The sequence below is a fragment of the Allobosea sp. R86505 genome (assembly GCF_042466375.1).
Classification (GTDB): domain Bacteria; phylum Pseudomonadota; class Alphaproteobacteria; order Rhizobiales; family Beijerinckiaceae; genus Allobosea.
Genome location: NZ_JAXHPY010000001.1, coordinates 2,453,092 through 2,471,377, shown reverse-complemented (window position 1 = coordinate 2,471,377; position 18,286 = coordinate 2,453,092). Strand labels below are relative to the sequence as shown.

Annotated in this window: 20 protein-coding genes; 12 read left to right on the top strand and 8 right to left on the bottom strand. The window is 66.9% G+C overall.

Annotated features, from left to right (window positions below):
• Window positions 1-90: 90 nt before the first annotated feature.
• On the top strand, window positions 91-1,017 hold the full coding sequence (locus tag SJY11_RS11905) for a bifunctional helix-turn-helix transcriptional regulator/GNAT family N-acetyltransferase (RefSeq protein WP_376986825.1): 927 nt from the start codon (window positions 91-93) through the stop codon (window positions 1,015-1,017).
• A gap of 128 nt (window positions 1,018-1,145) precedes the next feature.
• Here SJY11_RS11905 and SJY11_RS11900 read toward each other — a convergent pair whose 3' ends face one another.
• The gene (locus tag SJY11_RS11900; RefSeq protein ID WP_376986823.1) at window positions 1,146-2,423 is read right to left on the bottom strand and encodes a flavin monoamine oxidase family protein; all 1,278 of its coding nucleotides are present in this window, start codon (window positions 2,421-2,423) and stop codon (window positions 1,146-1,148) included.
• Window positions 2,424-2,823: 400 nt separating this feature from the next.
• Between SJY11_RS11900 and SJY11_RS11895 the strand changes: the two genes are divergently transcribed.
• The gene (locus tag SJY11_RS11895; protein WP_376986821.1) at window positions 2,824-5,109 is read left to right on the top strand and encodes a TonB-dependent hemoglobin/transferrin/lactoferrin family receptor; all 2,286 of its coding nucleotides are present in this window, start codon (window positions 2,824-2,826) and stop codon (window positions 5,107-5,109) included.
• Between the two features lie 87 nt (window positions 5,110-5,196).
• Here the strand turns inward: SJY11_RS11895 and SJY11_RS11890 are convergent, their stop codons facing one another.
• Together SJY11_RS11890 and SJY11_RS11885 are read right to left on the bottom strand one after the other, a co-directional pair.
• Complete coding sequence (locus SJY11_RS11890) at window positions 5,197-6,006, bottom strand: RNA methyltransferase (protein WP_376986820.1); 810 nt, start codon at window positions 6,004-6,006, stop codon at window positions 5,197-5,199.
• 276 nt (window positions 6,007-6,282) lie between these two features.
• A complete protein-coding gene (locus SJY11_RS11885; protein ID WP_376986819.1) occupies window positions 6,283-7,422 on the bottom strand; it encodes a dipeptidase in 1,140 nt (379 codons plus the stop codon).
• A 446-nt stretch (window positions 7,423-7,868) separates the two neighbouring features.
• Between SJY11_RS11885 and rpsD the strand changes: the two genes are divergently transcribed.
• On the top strand, window positions 7,869-8,486 hold the full coding sequence (gene rpsD, locus SJY11_RS11880) for a 30S ribosomal protein S4 (RefSeq protein WP_376986818.1): 618 nt from the start codon (window positions 7,869-7,871) through the stop codon (window positions 8,484-8,486).
• Window positions 8,487-8,674: 188 nt separating this feature from the next.
• Here the strand turns inward: rpsD and SJY11_RS11875 are convergent, their stop codons facing one another.
• Window positions 8,675-8,803: a hypothetical protein gene (locus tag SJY11_RS11875; RefSeq protein ID WP_376986817.1), complete on the bottom strand. Its 129-nt coding sequence runs from the start codon at window positions 8,801-8,803 to the stop codon at window positions 8,675-8,677.
• Between the two features lie 46 nt (window positions 8,804-8,849).
• Complete coding sequence (locus SJY11_RS11870; protein WP_376986816.1) at window positions 8,850-9,668, bottom strand: hypothetical protein; 819 nt, start codon at window positions 9,666-9,668, stop codon at window positions 8,850-8,852.
• A 110-nt stretch (window positions 9,669-9,778) separates the two neighbouring features.
• Between SJY11_RS11870 and SJY11_RS11865 the strand changes: the two genes are divergently transcribed.
• A protein-coding gene (locus tag SJY11_RS11865) for an IS5 family transposase (protein ID WP_376989265.1) occupies window positions 9,779-10,542 on the top strand; the annotation gives its coding sequence in 2 pieces (ribosomal slippage) (window positions 9,779-10,088 and window positions 10,088-10,542; 765 coding nt in all).
• Here SJY11_RS11865 and SJY11_RS11860 read toward each other — a convergent pair.
• Window positions 10,438-10,914: an HNH endonuclease gene (locus SJY11_RS11860; protein ID WP_376986815.1), complete on the bottom strand. Its 477-nt coding sequence runs from the start codon at window positions 10,912-10,914 to the stop codon at window positions 10,438-10,440. The two genes, SJY11_RS11865 and SJY11_RS11860, sit on opposite strands and share 105 nt — an antisense overlap.
• Before the next feature lie 286 nt (window positions 10,915-11,200).
• On the opposite strand from SJY11_RS11860, the gene SJY11_RS11855 reads away from it, so the two are divergent.
• Complete coding sequence (locus SJY11_RS11855; protein ID WP_376986814.1) at window positions 11,201-11,788, top strand: NnrU family protein; 588 nt, start codon at window positions 11,201-11,203, stop codon at window positions 11,786-11,788.
• 42 nt (window positions 11,789-11,830) lie between these two features.
• On the opposite strand, the gene SJY11_RS11850 is transcribed toward SJY11_RS11855, so the two are convergent.
• Complete coding sequence (locus SJY11_RS11850) at window positions 11,831-11,983, bottom strand: hypothetical protein (protein ID WP_305682344.1); 153 nt, start codon at window positions 11,981-11,983, stop codon at window positions 11,831-11,833.
• 207 nt (window positions 11,984-12,190) lie between these two features.
• Here SJY11_RS11850 and SJY11_RS11845 point away from each other — a divergent pair, with 207 nt between their 5' ends.
• Window positions 12,191-12,433: a hypothetical protein gene (locus SJY11_RS11845; protein ID WP_376986811.1), complete on the top strand. Its 243-nt coding sequence runs from the start codon at window positions 12,191-12,193 to the stop codon at window positions 12,431-12,433.
• Window positions 12,434-12,503: 70 nt separating this feature from the next.
• On the opposite strand, the gene SJY11_RS11840 is transcribed toward SJY11_RS11845, so the two are convergent.
• On the bottom strand, window positions 12,504-13,181 hold the full coding sequence (locus SJY11_RS11840; RefSeq protein ID WP_376986809.1) for a Spy/CpxP family protein refolding chaperone: 678 nt from the start codon (window positions 13,179-13,181) through the stop codon (window positions 12,504-12,506).
• A gap of 190 nt (window positions 13,182-13,371) precedes the next feature.
• Here SJY11_RS11840 and SJY11_RS11835 point away from each other — a divergent pair, with 190 nt between their 5' ends.
• The 6 genes from SJY11_RS11835 to SJY11_RS11810 all read left to right on the top strand — a co-directional run bounded on the left by SJY11_RS11835 (window position 13,372) and on the right by SJY11_RS11810 (window position 18,284).
• Window positions 13,372-14,370 (top strand): P1 family peptidase, encoded by a 999-nt coding sequence (locus SJY11_RS11835; RefSeq protein ID WP_376986808.1) that lies wholly within the window; start codon window positions 13,372-13,374, stop codon window positions 14,368-14,370.
• Window positions 14,371-14,402: 32 nt separating this feature from the next.
• On the top strand, window positions 14,403-15,191 hold the full coding sequence (locus tag SJY11_RS11830) for an ATP12 family chaperone protein (RefSeq protein WP_376986806.1): 789 nt from the start codon (window positions 14,403-14,405) through the stop codon (window positions 15,189-15,191).
• A gap of 83 nt (window positions 15,192-15,274) precedes the next feature.
• Window positions 15,275-15,667, top strand: coding sequence for a RidA family protein (locus tag SJY11_RS11825; RefSeq protein ID WP_376986805.1), 393 nt, complete (start codon window positions 15,275-15,277; stop codon window positions 15,665-15,667).
• A gap of 114 nt (window positions 15,668-15,781) precedes the next feature.
• Entirely contained in the window at window positions 15,782-17,311 is a 1,530-nt protein-coding gene (locus tag SJY11_RS11820) for an acyl-CoA carboxylase subunit beta (RefSeq protein ID WP_376986803.1), read from the top strand.
• Window positions 17,312-17,415: 104 nt separating this feature from the next.
• Window positions 17,416-17,748, top strand: a complete 333-nt coding sequence (locus tag SJY11_RS11815) for a type II toxin-antitoxin system TacA family antitoxin (protein ID WP_376986801.1) — start codon at window positions 17,416-17,418, stop codon at window positions 17,746-17,748.
• The gene (locus SJY11_RS11810; RefSeq protein WP_376986800.1) at window positions 17,736-18,284 is read left to right on the top strand and encodes a GNAT family N-acetyltransferase; all 549 of its coding nucleotides are present in this window, start codon (window positions 17,736-17,738) and stop codon (window positions 18,282-18,284) included. The genes SJY11_RS11815 and SJY11_RS11810 overlap by 13 nt, the downstream gene beginning before the upstream one ends.
• Window positions 18,285-18,286 lie beyond the last annotated feature (2 nt).

The window sequence follows — 18,286 nt, the reverse complement described above, 5'->3', positions numbered from 1 at the left end:
AAGGGACCGTCAAGAAACCGGAAACGGCGCCCGACCAATTTAGTTGACTCAGTCCATCATCCTGAGCGTGATGGAGAGCGGAGGGCTGCCATGTCCGATCTCGCCCACGCCGTCTCGGCGCTGCGCCGCTTCAACCGCTTCCACACCCGCCTCGTCGGCGCGCTCGGCGGCAGCTTGCTCGGCTCGGGCTTCACCCTGACCGAAGCGCGCGTGCTCTATGAAATCGCCACGCGCGACGGCTGGCGCGCGGGCGACCTGGCGAAGGAACTCGGGCTCGACCCCGCCTATCTCTCCCGCATCCTGAAGCGTTTCGCGGCGGAAGGCTGGCTGCTGCGCGCGCGCTCGGCCTCGGACGGTCGCGCCCTGAGCTTGCACCTGAGCGCGGCCGGGCGCGCCGTCTTCGCACCCCTCGACGAGGCCTCGCAGGCCGAAGCCGCCGGGCGGCTGCGCGCGCTCGACGAAACGCAGCGCGCCCGTCTGGTGGCGGCGCTGACCGAGGCCGAGACGCTTCTCTCGGGCGCCTCGGCAGCGCAGGACCCGGCGCCCGTCATCCGCCCTCACCGCCCCGGCGACATCGGCTGGGTGATCGGCGCCCATGGCCGGATCTATGCGGAGGATTATGGCTGGGACATCCAATTCGAGGCCTTCGTCGCCGAGATCGCGGCGCGCTTCCTGCGCGAATTCCGCCCCGGCCTGGAACAGGGGCTGATCGCCGAGCGCGACGGGCAGATCCTCGGCTCGGCCTTCGTGATGCGCGAGAGCGACGAGACCGCGAAGCTGCGCATGGTCATCGTCGACCGGCCGGGGCGCGGCCTCGGCCTCGGCAAGGCGCTGGTGCGCGAGGCGATTCGCTTCGCACGGGCGGCCGGCTACCGGCGCATGCAGCTCTGGACCAACGACATCCTGCATGCGGCCCGCGCGATTTATGTCGCGGAAGGCTTCAAGCTGATCGCCGAAGAGAAGCATCACTCCTTCGGCCAGGACCTCGTCGGGCAGAACTGGGAGCTGGTGCTGTAATTCGCGGTTCACGGCCGTCACGCCCCGGCGTCATTGCGAGCGCAGCGAAGCAATCCAGAACCGTCTCGCTCGACGTCGCCCCTGGATTGCTTCGCTGCGCTCGCAATGACGGTGAGGATTGCCCCGCCTCAGGCCTTGATCCGCGCGACGGCCGCAGCGGCCGCGCGCCCCGCCAACGTCGCGCCACCGACGGTCATGGCACCGCCGCCGGCCGTGGCCTCGCCGGCAATGAAGAGGCGCCCGCCAATCGGCTCGGCCAGATGCTCGCGCGCTGCCTCCCGGCCCGGCAGGCAGACCGAATAGGAGCCGTGTGAGAACGGGTCGGTCCACCAGGCCGGGAAGGAGATGCCCGTCACCGCCTTGCGGATATCGGAGCCGATCATCGACGAGAGCAGCGTCGTCAGATGGTCGCGCGCTGCGGCGGGCCCCGCGGCGGAGAGTTCGCGCGCATGGTCGCCTCCGCAGAAGGCGACGATCAGATCCTTGCCTTCGGGAAACAGGTCGAAATTGATCAGCCGCTTCGGCGAGCCGGCCTCGAGAAAGCTTGTGCCCGGGGTTATGCCGAAGCGCTCGCCCTCGACCTTCAGCGCGATCTTGGTCAGCGCCCCCATGCCGATCCCGTCGAGCGCGTCGCGGGTGCGGGCCGGCAGTTCGGGCGTGAAGCGGATCGCGCCGGCCTTGAGCACGCCGACCGGCACAGTCACGATGCAGGCCTGCGCGCGCAGCGTGCCCGACGGCGTCGTCACGCTCACGCCCGGCCCGTCCCAGCGGATTTCGCTCACGGGCTGGTTCAGGCGGATATCCAGTCCGGCGCCATGTCGCGCGACGAGGTTGCCATAGCCCGAGGGCACGACGAGGTCCTCGCCCGCCCAGAGGCGCTGATAGTCACGCGCCGAGATGCGCTCCGATTCCTCGCCGATCGAGAGCAGTAGCCCCGACGAGGCGATCGGCGCCAGATCGGGGCCGAGATCGCCGAGCAGGTCGCGGATCGAGACGTCGCGTTTCGCGAGATCGACCGTCTCCAGCCGCCGGTCGATCTGGCCGAAGGCACCGCGCCGCCTCTGCCGGTCGGCATCGCCCATCGGCTGCCCGCCGGAAAAGACGCGAAATCCGCCGCCCCAGGATTCGCTGGGTGTTTCGACGCCGAGATCGCGGGCGATCTGGACCCAGGGGTTGCGCTCGGCCCAGTGGATGAACATGGCGCCGGCGTCATAGGCCGGCCCGAGCGAGGCGTCGGTGAAGGCCCGTCCGCCGACGCGGTCCCGCGCCTCGAGCACGATCGCCCGGCGGCCGGCCGCCTTGAGCTGATGCGCCGCCGCAATGCCGGCAGCCCCGGCCCCGATGACGATCACATCGGCCTCGGCCGCGTGGCCGCTCCCCAGCGGCAGCGCCAGCGACGCCGCCATCGCAGCAGATCCTGTCAACATGGTCCGGCGGTCGAGCATGGTGGGAGAGCGTTCCGGTTCAGGCGCTCATGTTGGGACCCTGCCGCTGCGTTGCAACAGGAACATGTCGGCTCCGGCCTCCGGAGTGTTCACGAGATCGGGAGCCCGCTGCGCGCCCCGCCGCCGGCACGCATCGCTTCTTTAGAACAATGTAAAAAGAAGGTTTCATTGGAGTGATTGCACGAATGTGTCTTCGCCGCATCGGGTTATGTTCTTTGCATGGCGAATGATTGACAGTCTTCGACTCCGTAAATAACCGATGAGAGCCTTATCGAGCGTATAAGGCCTTGTTTATATTCATTTTAAACTCTGTGACGCGGCGGCCTTCGGCCGTTTGCGGCAGCAAGGGCGGGTCAAGGCGATGGGGATGCATTCAGGCGGGCTGCGCGAGGGCGTGGCGCTGGGAACTCTGGTGGTGATGCTGCTGGCGACGCCGGCGCTGGCGCAGCAGCAAGCGCGCAGCCGCACCGCGCCGGTCGCCCCGACGGCGGAAGCGCCGGTCGTGCTCGACCAGATCACCGTCGAGGGCGCCGCGCCGGGCCAGACGCTCGTCGCCGGCCCGACCACGACGCGCACGACGCGTGAGCAGCTCGACCGCCAGCAGGTCCAGAGCCTGAGCGAACTCGCAACCCGCGTCGAGGCGGGCATCACCTTCAACCGACAGAACAACAGCCTCAACATCCGCGGCCTCGACGGGGCGCGCGTGCTGACGACGGTGGACGGCATCCGCCAACCCTTCCTGATCGACACGCGCCTGAACCGCGGCGGCACCACCGCCTTCGACTTCGACTCGCTCTCGACGCTCGATCTGCTGCGCGGCCCCAGCGGCGGCAGCACGATCGGCGCCGGCTCGCTCGGCGGCGTGCTGGCGGTGCGCACGCTCGATCCAGAGGACATCATCCGCAACGGCCGCAACGTCGGCGCGCTGGCCAAGACCGGGTTCGACAGCACCGACCGGGCCGTCTTCGGCAGCGCGGCGGGGGCCGCGCGCTGGAACAACACCTGGGCCCTGATCCAGGGCGGCTTCCGCAATGGTCACGAGACCGACAATGGCGGCAGCGTCAAGACGATCGGCGCCGCCCGCACCGAGCCCAATCCGCGCGATTTCGACCAGTACAGCTTCCTCGCCAAGATCTATCAGTATTCCAACGACCAGGCGCACCGCTTCGGCCTGACCGCCGAGACCTTCAAGCGCTCGGACCGGATTTCCAACCGCGACAACTCGGTCTCGCTCACCGGCAATTACCGCCCCGGCGCCTATCGCACCGGCGAGGACGTCCAGCGCGACCGCGTCTCGCTGAGCTACGACTACAAGCTGCCGGGCTCCTTCTTCGACGAGGCCCATGCCCTCGCCTACTGGCAGCGGCTGAAGCGCAACGACCTCACCACCGCTTATCGCTACACCAGCATCGTCGGCCCCTATGGCCGCAACAACGAGAACGAAGAGAACGCCTACGGCTTCAACGGCCACGTTATCAAGAGCTTCAAAACCGGCATGCTCTCGCACAAGGTGATCGCCGGCACCGAGCTGCGGATGTCGAGCCTGGAGCAGTACAGCGCCGGCTACGACGCCTGCCCGGCCCGTCCGGCGACCGGCCGCTACACGGGCGCCTTCACCACCTGCAACAACATCCCCACCAACCAGTCCGAACAGCCCAAGGTCGATGGGCGGCTCGCCGGCTTCTACATTCAGGACGAGATCGGCCTGCTCGACAACCGCCTGCGCATCACCCCCGGCCTGCGCTACGACTGGTACGAGGAGAAGCCGCAAGACACGCCGGCCTATACCAACAGCGCCTCGCGCCCGACCGGCCTGCCCGCCGCCTCGAGCAACTCGGCCTGGTCGCCGCGCATCCGGCTCGAATACGAGGTGCTGAAGAATACGCCCTGGTTCAAGGACGTCACCGTCTTCGCGCAATGGGCCAAGACCTTCCGCGCGCCGACCGCCAACGAGCTCTATGGCCGCTTCGGCTCGCCGACGACCTATCTGCGGACCGGCAACCCGAATCTGCGGCCCGAGATCGGCAACGGCATCGATGTCGGCCTGCGCTTCGGCGACAAGGCCTTCGGCGGCTCGCTGACCTATTTCCACACCAACTACCGCAACTTCATCGACACCTATCAGGTCCAGGCGGCCGGCGTCGGTGGGCTCTATTTCCAGGGCGGCATCACCGGTTACCGCAATGTCACGCGGGCCGAGATCCAGGGCGTCGAGGCCAACCTGCAATACGCCTTCGCGCCGAACTGGCTGGTGCGCGGCTCCTTCGCCTACACCCGCGGCCAGAACAAGGACGACAACACCTTCCTGAACTCGATCCCGCCGATGCAGGGCATCATTGCCGTTGCCTATGGAACCGACCGCTGGGGCGCCGAGGTCTCGACCAAGCTCGCCAGCAAGCGCGACGACGTGTCCACCTCGGGCACGGATACGGGCTTCAAGGCGCCGGGCTATGCGATCTTCAACGCGACCGCCTGGTGGAAGCCGCTGCCGCAGGTCGCCGACCTCGAGCTGCAGGTCGGCGTCTACAACATCTTCGACCGCAAGTACTGGGACGCGGTGAACGTGCCGCTCTCGCGGCCCCAGGCGCGCGACTACTACTCCGAGCCCGGCCGCACGGTGAAGGCGACGATGAAGTACCAGTTCTGACGCGCCTGCGGATTCGAGACCCCGGACACGTCGCCGGCCGGCCCTTCGGGGCCGGCCGTTGTCGTTTGGGGCTGCAAGATCGGCGGCTTACTCCCCCTCGCCCGGCTTCGGCGCACGCAGCCTTCGCGGCCCCTCGGTCAGCGACTTGAACACGCCGCGCAGCGTCCGCGCCTCCTGCTCGGTCATCGCCAGCCGATGCAGGATGTCGCGCAGATTGGCGGTCATGATCTGCTTCTTGCCGGGCGGGAAGAAGCCGCAGAGGTTGAGTTCGCCTTCGAGATAGTCGAACATCGACAAAACCGTCGCACGCGTCGCCGGCGGCGAGGCATTGCTCTCGCGGAAGGGCGGCTCGCCGCCGGTCGCCTTGAACCACTCATAGCCGACGAGCAGCACCGCCTGGGCGAGGTTGAGCGAGGCGAAGGCCGGGTTGACCGGAAAGGTCAGGATCGCGTCGGCAAAGGAGATCTCCTCATTCGTCAGCCCGATCCGCTCGCGCCCGAACAGGATGCCGACGCGCTCGTCCTGCGCGATCCGCCCTGCGATCGGCGGCATCGCCTCGGCCGGCGTCAGCACGCGCTTCATCTGGCCGCGCTCGCGCGCTGTCGTCGCCAGCACGAAGTTGAGATCGGCGATCGCCTCCGCCGCGGTCGGGAAGAGCCGGGCGTTCTCCAGGATATGCGTCGCGCCGGACGCCGCCGAGGTCGCGCCCTTCTTCAGGCCGCCGCCGCTCGGCCAGCCGTCGCGCGGCGCCACCAGCCGCATCTCGGAGAGGCCGAAATTCGCCATGGCGCGCGCGCACATGCCGATATTCTCGGCCATCTGCGGCTCGACCAGGATGATGACCGGGGCCGGAGCCGTGGCAGGGGGGCGCGTGCGGTCGGTGCCGGAACCGGTCATGCTCTGTCTCGTCGTCGCCCGCGGGGTGCAGGCCTTGACCGCGGCCATCGCGCCAAGCGGGCGCGCGGTCAAGCTCTGCCCGTCATGGTCGGGCTCGCACGAGCTCCCTCCCCCCGCTTGCGGTGGGGAGGGCCGGGGTGGGGGGCAGTGCCGCTCGGCGCGACGATCGAGGATAGAGGCCCGGCTTTGCGCCCCCCCATCCCTCACCCTTCCCCACCGCAAGCGGGGGGAAGGGGACGCGCCTTCCTGTTTATGGACGGGTTGCCGACGCAGCCCTCAGCCCGCCGCCGCCTCGACCGCCCGCAGCACTCGCAGCGTGTTGCCGCCGGCGAGCTTTTCGAGATCGGCTTCAGACCAGCCGCGCCGGATCAGCTCCGCCACCAGCGCCGGGAAGACGCTGGTATCCTCCAGCCCGTCGGGGTTGATCCAGCCGAAGAAATCCGAACCGATGCCGACATGGTCGTGGCCGATGCGCTGGCTAAGATAGTCGAGATGGTCGCAATATTGCGCCAGCGTCGCCTTCGGCTTGGGCCCCGCCTTGGCGGCGAGATCGGCCTCGACCTTGTTGTGGTCGACCCCTTCCGGCGACTTGCCGTACTGGTCCTTGGCGGGCTTGTGCCAGTCGCGCGAGGCCTGGCTGATGAAGTCCGGCACGAAGGTCGCCATCACCACCCCGCCATTGCCGGCGACCCGGTTGAGCACGTCGTCAGGCACGTTGCGGGGATGGTCGCAGAGCGAGAACGCGTTGGAATGCGACCAGACGACGGGCGCCCGCGTCACGTCGAGCGTGTCATGCATCACCTTGGGCGAGACATGGGCGAGGTCGACGACCATGCCGAGTGTGTTCATCCGGCCGATCACCTGCTTGCCGAAGGCGCTGAGCCCGTTGTTGCGGGGCGCGTCGGTGGCGGAATCGCACCAGTCATGGCTGTCATTGTGGCACAGCGTCATCAGCCGCACGCCGAGGTCGAAATAAGCGTCGAGCGCGTCGATCTCGCCGTCGAGCGCCGTGCCGTTCTCGATCGTCATGAACAGCGCGATCCGACCCTCCGCCTTGGCGGCGAGCACATCGGCGGCGCTGAGACCGGGGCGGAAGGCGTCGGCATGACGCTTGAGGATGTCGCGCATCAGCGCGATCTGCGCGAGCGCGAAGCCGGCCGGGTTGCGCTGCTTGGGCGGGACATAGGCCGCGAAGAACTGTGCCGCGAGCTTGCCCGCCTGCATGCGCGGGATGTCGGTGTCGCCCTTCTCATGGACCTTGGTCAGATCGTAGAGGCCGACATCGCCCTTCGCCGTGCGGTCGATCCGGATGACATAGGGCAGGTCGTTATGCCCGTCGATCAGCGGCGCGCGGTCGAGCAGCGCGAGCGCCGCGGCATAGGCATTGTCCTGGACGGGCGGTTTGGCGAGGGCCATGGCGGTACCTTCAGTCGGAATCGAACGGGCGCGATCGTGGCAGGTCGCAAGCCCCCGCGCGAGGCCGCCGCGCGCAGGGGCGTTATGTATGAGGATACGCGAGGCTGACACCACCCTCCCCGTCATCCTGGACTTCGCGCAGCGAAGGCCGGGATCCATCGAAGGGCGCCGAGGCCTCCGATGGATCCCGGTCGACCTGCGGTCGCCCAGGATGACGCGCGAGGGAGGCTGGGGGTGGCGGGAGGACAGCACCGCCCGCCCCTCCCGGTTTGACAAACGCCGCCGCAAATGGTTCTAAGCCGGCGTCGCGCGGGCCCAAAAGGCCCGCGTGGCTTTTTCCGCACCCGTGATCCGCTTTCTTCGGAAGCCGGATCTGTCGCTCCCGCCCCATGCGGGAGAGCAGGAGGGCGCGGTCCTCAACTCGCGAACTCACGAGGACACGCGATATGTCGAAGCGCCATGAGGCGAAATACAAGATTGACCGTCGCCTCGGTCAGAACATCTGGGGCCGCCCGAAGTCCCCGGTCAACCGTCGTGAATACGGCCCCGGCCAGCACGGCCAGCGCCGCAAGGGCAAGCCGTCCGACTTCGGCACGCAGCTGCGCGCCAAGCAGAAGCTGAAGGGCTATTACGGCTCGATCTCCGAGAAGCAGTTCCGCCGCTACTACGCCGAGGCGATCCGCCTGAAGGGCGACTCGGGCGAGAACCTGATCGGCCTGCTCGAGCGCCGCCTGGACGCCGTGATCTATCGCGCCAAGTTCGTCCCGACGGTCTTCGCCGCTCGTCAGTTCGTCAACCACGGCCACATCACGGTCAACGGCAAGCGCGTCAACATCGCTTCCTACCAGGTCAAGCCGGGTGACGTCGTCGCGGTCAAGGAGAGCTCCCGCCAGCTCGCCATCGTGCTCGAATTGGCCCAGCTCGCCGAGCGCGACGTGCCGGATTATCTCGACGTCGACCACGGCAAGTCGACCGCCACCTACACCCGCACGCCGACGCTGACGGACGTGCCCTATGCGGTGCAGATGGAACCGAACCTGGTCATCGAGTTCTACTCGCGCTGATCGAACGGAGGCGGGCCGCAGGGCCCGTTTGCCGGAGCATTTGGGGGGATGGCGAGCAATCGCCGTCCCCTTTTGCTTTTGCAGGCGGGCCTTCGGCACACTTTCGGCTTGGCTGCTGAGCCTTTGCTCCGGCCGTCATACGCTCCCGATGCACAGCTCTCGAAACTGCGTAGGCTACTGATCTCTAATCAGATGGCCTTGCCGTCCAATCGCTGGCGTTGGACGTGAGCGAGATGATTTTGATCATCGAAGCCTTGAAGCAGTTTGAGGCAGTAGAAGCGAAGCTCGCCAAATTCGACAACGATCTCGCCCCCCATTTTCCTGTCGTACCCTGTTGGTGAACCCGCACGACCGAGGTGTCGATCATTTGGTGGGTTCATCCTTCTTCGCTTTCTGGACACTCCCTGCAATTACTTCTGGAGAAACGGGAATGGTCAGTGGGAGACCTGCGATGTTATGGGCAACTCTCACTGCAATCTCTTCTTGGATGAGGTTGAGCATTTCGGGCGGTATCGGATCGTCTCCCGCAAAACCATAGCGAGCGCAAACGCGGTCTACGATCCGGCCAACAGCGCGCGCTCCTATGATGCGATAGTATGACTCCATCATCGCGACGGAGCGGCGACGGTATTCGTCGGTCTCGAAGCTCGGCACTGCCAGCCAATCCGCGTCCAGAAGACTTCCAACTTCATCTGGCTTGTCGGACCAGATTTTCGGATCAAGCGGATTGTTGGCGAGACTGACGGCTTTACAGGGGTGCGCCCTACCTTCCGCAAGCACGACCTGAAACCCAAGGAGGTTGTAGACGGTAAAGTGCCCTACGACCTTGCCACGCGCGTCGCTGGTTACACCGACGAAGTTAAACAGCGGACCGTACGCTTTTTCGACCTCGTCCGCGCGGGTTAACGGGCGGCTATCTAAAAAGGTTCTCGCACTCAGAAAATCCGCGCTTCCATTGCGGATGAAACTACGGACCTCATCATACTCCGGTTTCTGCGCCTCCTCATTCCCGAGCTTTCTTCCCCACAGCAGCAAGCAGGCTTTCGCAACCGCCCGCATGGCACCCTCGCCGCCCAATGAGTATTTGTGACTGATTATGCCGGGCCGATCCTGAGTATCGGTGAACTGAGCCCCGGCAAGTTGCTCGCGCAGTCTATCCTCCGCGATCCCCGTCTTTGCCACGATATGTGGGATGACTGCTTCTAGGTCGTGTGGACAAACGGGATTCCAAAATCAGCTGATGTCTGATTCAACGCTGCTCTTTGAGGAGGGCAGCGGTGCTTCGCGGGTTGATGAGCGACGCGGAATGGGCGTTCTTCGCGCCTTTCCTGATTGAGAACCGGACGCAGGGCGGGCGGCGGCCGCTGGACCATCGGCGGGTGCTCGACGGCGTATTATATGTGACGCGCACGGGTGTGCCATGGCGTGACTTGCCGCCCGAGTTCGGCAACTGGAACTCGGTCCACCGGCAGTATCGACGCTGGACCGAGGCTGGCGTCTGGGACGTGATGCTGGCGGCGCTATCCGACAGCGAAGCCTCTGACAACACGCTGCAAATGATCGATTCCACCATTGTCCGGGTGCATCAGCACGGCGCCGGCGGAAGGGGGGGATTCAGAGAAACTGTATTGGCCGTTCGCGCGGTGGGCTCACGACCAAGGTTCATACCAGAGCGAATGCGGAAGGGTTGGCGGTCGGCTTCCACGTGACGCCCGGCCAGGCCTCCGACATGACGGCCTACGACGATCTCATGGCGGAGGACGCGCCACTGCCAGAGGCGATGCTCGGCGACAAGGGCTATGACAGCGACGCTATCAGATCCGATCTCGAACGACGCGGCATCGACCCGGTGATCCCGACCAAGTCGAACCGAAGGGTGCAGCGGACGATCGACAAGGCGGCCTACGCCATGCGCAATCGCATCGAGCGCTTCTTCAACAAGATCAAGCACTCACGCCGCGTGGCGACCCGCTACGACAAGCTCGCGTCCAGCTTCCTCGGGTTCGTGCAACTCGCAACAATCCGATGCTGGATCAGGTTTGTCCACACGACCTAGTTCATCCAAGCTCTGGACGTTAATCGCCACACGGAACTGCCCCCCACCCAACTCCTCAACGGTGAATGGCCTTCCCGCCAACGTGACCCTGCCGTTGCCTAGCAGGTTGATCTTTCGGTTTCCTGCTTGGACTTTGTAGAGGGATGGGGCATCTCGGCCGTCTCCTGAGACCATCTCAAATAGGTTGCGGACTAAAGTGAACTGCTCGGCTAGTTCCCGGTCAATCGTGCCGCCAAGCTGATTGTTGCACGTCGCGCAGGACAGCGTTTTAGTCTTCGCTTTCCCGCCAAAGGCATTGAGCAGAATATGCTCCCAACTCTCCCGGCCCTGAAGGGGCTCTCGGCAGAAAATGCAGTGCAGGCTGTTTCTCACTAACGCCCCCTGCCAAGGAACATAAAAAGAACATTAGACCGGGCTGGAGTCAATACAGGTGACGGTGTCGATCACCGAGCGCAACTGTGTCCCGTATCAGCTCGCGGGGGGGGCAGGCCTGTTCAGCTCTTGAGGCTGCCCAACGACCTTCTGACGCTCCTCTGCCGCTGGACCTGCTACTAGCGGATCTGAAGAATCCGCGAGTGCTACTGACGCCCCATCCCTGTTGCAGCCCCCACCCCGCCAGTCCATGGTTGGAACAACTCCAACCTGAGGCGGTCCCCGCATGCTCCTGCTGATTCTCGGCCTCGTCCTGTTCCTCGGCATGCACGCCGTCACGATGAAGCGCGATCTCCGCGCGCGGCTGATCGAGCGGTTTGGCGCCGGCGGCTACAAGGGGCTGTATTCGGCCGTCTCGATCATCGGCTTTGGGCTGCTGATCTATGGCTACGGGCTGCAGCGTGCGGCCGGCTATACGGTCGTCTGGGAGCCGCCGGTCTGGACGCGGCATCTGGCGCTCCTGCTCAACCTGCCGATCTTCATCCTGCTCGCCATCGGCAAGCGGCCCTCCTGGCTGCTGTCGCGCGTCAAGCATCCGATGCTGCTGGCGGTGAAGATCTGGGCCACCGCGCATCTCCTCGCCAATGGCGATCTCGGCAGCATGCTGCTGTTCGGCGGCTTCCTCGCCTGGGCGGTGATGGCGCGCATCTCGGTCAAGCGTCGGCCGGAGGAGATCGCGCGCTTGGCGGCGATAGGCACGGTCGCCTTCGGCCGCCGCGACGTCATCGCGATCGCCGCGGGGCTCGTGCTCTATGTCGTCTTCGCGCTCTGGCTCCACCCGCTGCTGATCGGCGTGTCGGTCACCGGCCGCTGAGGCCAAAGGCCGCCGGGCACGGGCGCGGGCGCAGCCCGTGCCTCACAGATGCGAGCCGACCTCGTCGCGGAAATAATAGCAGCCGAGCCCCAGGCAGCCGATCAGGATCGACAGCGCATAGGGGCCGAAGAGGCTCGCGACGAAGACGAGGCCGATGAAGCCCCGCATTCCCCAGATCAACCATGGTGTCTTCATGGCCCAACCCTTGTTTCCGGATCACTGCCAAAACGTAAACGGAAACACATGAATCCAAGTTGAATGGATAGGGTAAATCGCCGTTTTGGCTTTGTTCCCAGCGCGTTAGGGGTTGAGGCGGATTTGCGGCGGGGCCCCAGAAAAGCCGCTTGCGGCCGTCTGCCGCAGGGGTAACCCTAGGCGTCCCACCCACGGGAATCAGCGACGATGACGAAGACCCTTCTGGCCGCTCTGGCCCTCATTTCCATGACCAGCTTCGCCCAGGCCCAGAGCTGCGCCGTCCAGGCCGGCGACAAGAAACTGGCCGGCGCCGCCAAGACCAGCTTCCTGACCAAATGCGAGAAGGACGCCACCGCCGCCTGCGACAAGCAGGCCGCCGACCGGAAGCTCGCCGGCGCGGCCAAGACGAGCTTCACCAAGAAATGCGTCACCGATTCGGTCGGCAGCTGAGCCCGGCGCCGGCCCATGAAAAAGGGGCGGCTCTCGCGAGCCGCCCCGGTTCTCTGCATCGCCGACCGGATCAGCCGCGGCGGTCACCGTGATCGCCACGCTCCCAGCGCGGCCCGCGCTCGCCGTCATGATGGCCGCGGCCACCGCGATGGCCCTCCATCCGGTCGTCCATGCCGCCATGCATGCGCTCATGCATCGCCCGCATCATGCCGCGGCCCTCGGCCATGGCCTCGCGCACGGCGCGGCGCGCCACGGTCTTCTGCTCGTCGCTGAGCGTCACCCAGAGCGGGCGCACGGCGTCGGCCAGTTCCTTGGAGCGGGTGGCGCGCTCGCCGGCGCGGCCGGACATCATGTCGAGCTTCTCCATCATGTCGGCATGGCGGAAGGTTTCGCGCTGCTCGCGCATCGCCGACCAGCCGGAGCGGCGCTCCTCGGCGCGCTTCTTGATCACGCCCTCGACCGTGTCGAACAGCGCGACCTGCTCGGGCTTGAGCTTCATGTCGGTGCGCAGCTTGGCCAAGCGCTCGTTCAGGCGCTCCTGCATCCGCTCGGCGCGCTGCTCGCGCCACTCGGCGCGGCGCTGCTCGCGGCTCTCATAGCGGTCGCTGCGCTCATGGCGCTCGCTGCGTTCCTGGCGCGGGCCGTCGCGCTCGCCGCCGGCGGGCGGAACCGGCTGCGGCTGGGCGACGGCAAGGCCCGCTGCCAGGGCCGCGATGGAGGAGGCTGCGATCAGGGCGAAAGGTTTCATGCGGTATCTCCCGAGTCGTGGGCGAAGGGAACAGTCGCTGAGCGGGTCTCGAAGCCGTGTCGCGATGAGGGTGACCATGGGCCGCTCGCGCTGTCCTTGCGATGGCGCAATCATGAACTCTCGGTAATGTAACGCTGCGGCCCCGCCGTCGTTCCCCGCTCCCGCCACCCTGCCGTCCGAGCCGCCGCCCATGCGCAATCTGATCACCGATGTCCGCGGCCTCCTCGTCGGCCAGGCGCATGATCCCGGCGCAGCCACCGGCGTCACGGTTGCTCTGTTCGAGCGACCGACGGTGGCCTCCGTCGCGATTCTCGGCGGGGCGCCGGGCGTCCGCGACACCGCTTTGCTCGAGCCGGAGATGACCGTCGAGCATGTCGACGCGATCGTGCTCTCGGGCGGCTCGGCCTGGGGGCTGGCGGCGGCCGACGGCGTGATGGCCCATCTCGCGAGCCAGGGCCGCGGTTTTCCCGTGGGAGCTTTGCGCGTGCCGATCGTGCCGCAGGCGATCCTGTTCGACCTCGCCAATGGCGGCGCGAAGCCCTGGGCGGCGGGCGACGGCGAGGCACCCTATCGCGAGCTTGGCCGGCGTGCGGCCGCCGATGCCGGCCTTGACATCGCGCTCGGCACCGCCGGTGCCGGCTTCGGCGCCACGACCAAGACGCTCAAGGGCGGGCTCGGTTCGGCCAGTGCGCGCGCGGCCACCGGCCATGTCGTCGGCGCGTTGGTCGCGGTCAATGCGGTCGGCTCGGCGACGATCGGCGACGGCCCCCATTTCTGGGCCGCGCCCTATGAGCAAGACGGCGAGTTCGGCGGGCTCGGCTTTCCGGCCGCGATCACGCCTGACGATCTGGTGCTGCGCTACAAGGGCGGCGCCGGGCGCAACACCACCATCGCGCTGGTCGCCACCGATGCCGTGCTGACAAAGGCCCAGTGCAAGCGGCTGGCGCTCGCCGCCCATGACGGGCTTGCCCGCGCCCTGCGGCCGAGCCATGGCGCGCTCGACGGCGACATCGTCTTCGCCGCAGCGACCGGCCACAGCGGCGCCCCCTCCGACGCCTTCGCCCTGACCGAGCTCTGCACGACGGCCGCCGACGTGCTGGCCCGCGCCGTGGCGCGCGGCGTCCATGCCGCCACCGCCCTGCCCTTTCAAGCGGCGAAACCCGCCTGGCGCGACCGTTTCAGCGGCTGACCGCGCCGGCAAGCCGTGCTAGAGCGCGGCCCATGTCGACCGATGATTTCCTCGCCCGCTTCGGCGCTGCCGGCCAGCGCCAGCCCGATCCCGTCGCCGCCGCCCAGAAGGCGATGCGCAACGCCCTGCCGAGCCGCTTCTACGAGCACGCCGCCGTGCTCGAGCGCGACGGGCTGTTCCATGTCGCGCTCGACGGCCGCACCGCCCGCACCCCGGCCCGCAACCCGCTGGCGGTGGCCTCCCGTCCCGTCGCGGACGCGCTCGCCGCCGAATGGGACGCACCGAGCGACAGGATCGATCCCGCCCGCATGCCGCTGACGCGGCTGGTCAATTCGGCGCTGGACGGTGTCGCCGACCAGCACGAGGCCGTGCGCGCCGAGATCGTCCGCTATGCCGGCTCCGACGCGCTCTGCTACCGTGCCGGCGAACCGCAGGAACTCGTCGCGCTGCAGGACAAGATCTGGGAGCCGATCCGCCACGCGGTGGAGGCGAAGATCGGCGCGCGCTTCATCCTGGCGCAGGGGATCGTCTTCGCAGAGCAGCCGCCGACCACGCTCGAGGCGGTGGCCCGCCATGTCGCCGCCATCCCCGCCCCCGTCGCGCTGGCGGGCGCCCACAACGTCATGACGCTGACCGGCTCGACCCTGCTGATGCTGGCGCTCCATTTCGGCCTGCGCGACGCCGACGCGATCTGGGCCGCCGCCCATTGCGACGAGGACTACCAGATCGGCATCTGGGGCCAGGACGAGGACGCCGCCGAGCGCCGCGCCATCCGGCGGACGGAGTATGACGCAGCGGTGCTGCTGCTGCGGCACGGCTGACCAAGCCATGCCGGACGCGGCCTTGGCGTGAAGCTTGCTCGCCCTGCGCGGCCGGACGAACCGGCGCGCCGGAGACCCTCGCCATGCTGCCAGTCCACCACATGATCGCGGGTGGTCCCCGTCCGGTCGCGCCCTTCTCCCATGCCGTCGAGGCCGATGGCTGGGTCTTCGTCACCGGGCAGATGCCGACCGATCCGGCCGCCCCCGACGCGGCCCTGCCCGAGGGCATTGCGGCGCAGACCCGCCGCGTGATGGACAATCTGGTCATCGTGCTGGAAGGGCTCGGCCTGGGTCTCGCCAATGTCACCATGGCGCGCGTCTACCTGACCGAGTTCCACCGCGATTATGCACAGATGAATGCAGCCTATGCCGCGTATTTCCCCGAAGACCAGCGCCCGGCCCGCACCTGCATCGGCGTCTCCGGGCTCGCCCTGCATGCACTCGTCGAGATCGATCTCGTCGCGCGGCGGCCCTGAGGCCGGCCCGCCGCCTTGGCCGAAAGCCGCAACCCGCCCTGATGGACTCGCGGGGCGCCGGCGCTTAATTCCTTGAGCACGACATCGTTCGTCGGCTGCGGGACGCATATCGCCATGAAAGACATTCTCGAACAGCTCGAAGACCGTCGCGAGGGTGCCCGCCACGGCGGCGGCGCCAAGCGCGTCGCGGCCCAGCACGGCAAGGGCAAGCTGACCGCCCGCGAGCGCATCGAGCTCCTGCTCGACAAGGACTCCTTCGAGGAGTTCGACATGTTCGTGCAGCATCGCTGCGTCGATTTCGGCATGGAGAAGGCCGAGAAGATCCCCGGCGACGGCGTCGTCACCGGCTGGGGCACGGTCAATGGCCGCACCGTCTTCGTCTTCTCCAAGGACTTCACCGTCTTCGGCGGCTCGCTCTCGGAGACCCACGCCCAGAAGATCGTCAAGATCCAGGACATGGCGCTGAAAATGCGCGCGCCCATCGTCGGACTGTTCGACGCCGGCGGCGCCCGCATCCAGGAGGGCGTGGCGGCGCTCGGCGGCTATGGCGAGGTCTTCAAGCGCAATGTCGCGGCATCCGGCGTCATCCCGCAGATCTCGGTGATCATGGGTCCCTGCGCCGGCGGCGACGTCTATTCCCCGGCGATGACCGACTTCATCTTCATGGTCCGCGACACCTCCTACATGTTCGTCACCGGCCCCGACGTGGTGAAGACCGTCACCAACGAGACCGTGACCTCCGAGGAACTCGGCGGCGCCAAGGTCCACACCTCGAAATCCTCGGTCGCCGACGGCGCCTTCGAGAACGATGTCGAGGCGCTGCTGCAGGTGCGCCGCCTGCTCGATTTCCTCCCCGCCAACAACACCGTCGGCGTGCCGGAATGGCCGAGCTTCGACGTGCCCGACCGGGTCGACATGAGCCTCGACACGCTGGTGCCGGACAACCCCAACAAGCCCTACGACATCAAGGAGCTGATCCTGAAGACGCTCGACGAGGGCGATTTCTTCGAGATCCAGGCGGCCTATGCCGGCAACATCGTCACCGGCTTCGGCCGCATCGAGGGCCGTACCGTCGGCGTCGTCGCCAATCAGCCGATGGTGCTGGCCGGCGTGCTCGATTCAGACGCCTCGCGCAAGGCCGCCCGCTTCGTGCGCTATTGCGATGCCTTCGAGATCCCGATCGTCACCTTCGTCGATGTGCCCGGCTTCCTGCCGGGCACCGCGCAGGAATATGGCGGCCTGATCAAGCACGGCGCCAAGCTGCTCTACGCCTACAGCGAATGCACCGTGCCGCTGGTCACCGTGATCACCCGCAAGGCGTTCGGCGGCGCCTATGACGTGATGGCATCCAAGCATATCGGCGCCGACGTCAACTACGCCTGGCCGACCGCCCAGATCGCCGTCATGGGCGCCAAGGGCGCCGTCGAGATCATCTTCCGCGGCATGGACGCGGATGGCATCGCCGCCAAGACGAAAGAGTATGAGGACCGCTTCATGTCCCCCTTCGTCGCGGCCGAGCGCGGCTATGTCGACGAAGTCATCCTGCCGCATTCGACGCGGCGGCGAATCGCGCGGGCGCTCGCCATGCTCAGGACGAAGAGCGTCGAGCGGCCCTGGCGGAAGCACGACAATATTCCGTTGTAGGAGGTTGGTCGGGGCCTCGTCAGCACCATGGCGCGGCTTCCCGCGCATGGTCGCGCCATCGACGGCGTATTGACGTTGTAGTTACACCCACTTAAACTGAAGAGATGTCGAAAGCCCGATCCAGTGCCGATGAGGCGGTCGATGTCGTGGTCGCGGACAGGGGTTCGCACCCTGATCCGAAGGGGAGCATCAATCTCCGGATCGAAGCGAAGACCCGCCAGTTGATCGACGACGCCGCGGCTGTCCTGGGCAAGACCCGGACGGAATTCATGATCGAGAGCGCGCGTCAGCAAGCGATCGACGTCCTCCTCGACCAGCGGCTGTTTCTGCTCGATGCGGAGCGTTACGCCGCTTTCATGGACGTGCTGGACAATCCGCCCGCACCGGGTCCGAAGCTGCGGTCCCTGCTGCGACGCGTGCCGGCATGGCGCAGCTAGACGACGCCGAGGGCCCGGCCGAGCCATCCCTGTCGGCGCCAGTCCCGCTGACCCGCGAGCATGACCTGTCCGATTTCGATTGCGGCGACCCTGCCCTCGACGACTGGCTGCAGCGTCGTGCTTTGCAGAACGAAAGCCGGTTCTCGCGCACCTACGTCGTCTGCGACGGCAACACAGTCGTCGCCTATGTCTGCATTTCGGCCGGAGCCGTCGAACGCGCCGCCGCTCCCGGCAAGGTCAGACGCAATGCGCCCGACACGATTCCGGTGTCGCTGATCGGCCGGCTGGCTGTCAGCCGCGCTTATGCCGGGAAAGGCCTCGGCGCAGATTTGCTTTCGGACGCACTGCGTCGGATCGCCATCGCGTCGCAAAGCATCGGGATCGGCGCCGTGATGGTCCATGCGAAGGATGATGCGGCCAAGGCATTCTATCTGCGCTGTGCGGAATTTCTCGCATATCCGGAAGACAGCCGGACGCTGTTCCTTCCGATCGAAACCGTGGTCGCGGCCTTTCCATCGGAACAGCCCCGGACATGACA

Excerpts from the sequence above, each read along its gene's own strand:
- SJY11_RS11905 (WP_376986825.1), top strand. The coding sequence starts at position 91 with ATGTCCGATCTCGCCCACGCCGTCTCGGCGCTGCGCCGCTTCAACCGC.
- SJY11_RS11900 (WP_376986823.1), bottom strand. The coding sequence starts at position 2,423 with ATGGCGGCGTCGCTGGCGCTGCCGCTGGGGAGCGGCCACGCGGCCGAG.
- SJY11_RS11895 (WP_376986821.1), top strand. The coding sequence starts at position 2,824 with ATGGGGATGCATTCAGGCGGGCTGCGCGAGGGCGTGGCGCTGGGAACT.
- SJY11_RS11890 (WP_376986820.1), bottom strand. The coding sequence starts at position 6,006 with ATGACCGGTTCCGGCACCGACCGCACGCGCCCCCCTGCCACGGCTCCG.
- SJY11_RS11885 (WP_376986819.1), bottom strand. The coding sequence starts at position 7,422 with ATGGCCCTCGCCAAACCGCCCGTCCAGGACAATGCCTATGCCGCGGCG.
- rpsD (WP_376986818.1), top strand. The coding sequence starts at position 7,869 with ATGTCGAAGCGCCATGAGGCGAAATACAAGATTGACCGTCGCCTCGGT.
- SJY11_RS11875 (WP_376986817.1), bottom strand. The coding sequence starts at position 8,803 with ATGGGGGGCGAGATCGTTGTCGAATTTGGCGAGCTTCGCTTCTACTGC.
- SJY11_RS11855 (WP_376986814.1), top strand. The coding sequence starts at position 11,201 with ATGCTCCTGCTGATTCTCGGCCTCGTCCTGTTCCTCGGCATGCACGCC.
- SJY11_RS11850 (WP_305682344.1), bottom strand. The coding sequence starts at position 11,983 with ATGAAGACACCATGGTTGATCTGGGGAATGCGGGGCTTCATCGGCCTC.
- SJY11_RS11845 (WP_376986811.1), top strand. The coding sequence starts at position 12,191 with ATGACGAAGACCCTTCTGGCCGCTCTGGCCCTCATTTCCATGACCAGC.
- SJY11_RS11840 (WP_376986809.1), bottom strand. The coding sequence starts at position 13,181 with ATGAAACCTTTCGCCCTGATCGCAGCCTCCTCCATCGCGGCCCTGGCA.
- SJY11_RS11835 (WP_376986808.1), top strand. The coding sequence starts at position 13,372 with ATGCGCAATCTGATCACCGATGTCCGCGGCCTCCTCGTCGGCCAGGCG.
- SJY11_RS11830 (WP_376986806.1), top strand. The coding sequence starts at position 14,403 with ATGTCGACCGATGATTTCCTCGCCCGCTTCGGCGCTGCCGGCCAGCGC.
- SJY11_RS11825 (WP_376986805.1), top strand. The coding sequence starts at position 15,275 with ATGCTGCCAGTCCACCACATGATCGCGGGTGGTCCCCGTCCGGTCGCG.
- SJY11_RS11820 (WP_376986803.1), top strand. The coding sequence starts at position 15,782 with ATGAAAGACATTCTCGAACAGCTCGAAGACCGTCGCGAGGGTGCCCGC.
- SJY11_RS11815 (WP_376986801.1), top strand. The coding sequence starts at position 17,416 with ATGTCGAAAGCCCGATCCAGTGCCGATGAGGCGGTCGATGTCGTGGTC.
- SJY11_RS11810 (WP_376986800.1), top strand. The coding sequence starts at position 17,736 with ATGGCGCAGCTAGACGACGCCGAGGGCCCGGCCGAGCCATCCCTGTCG.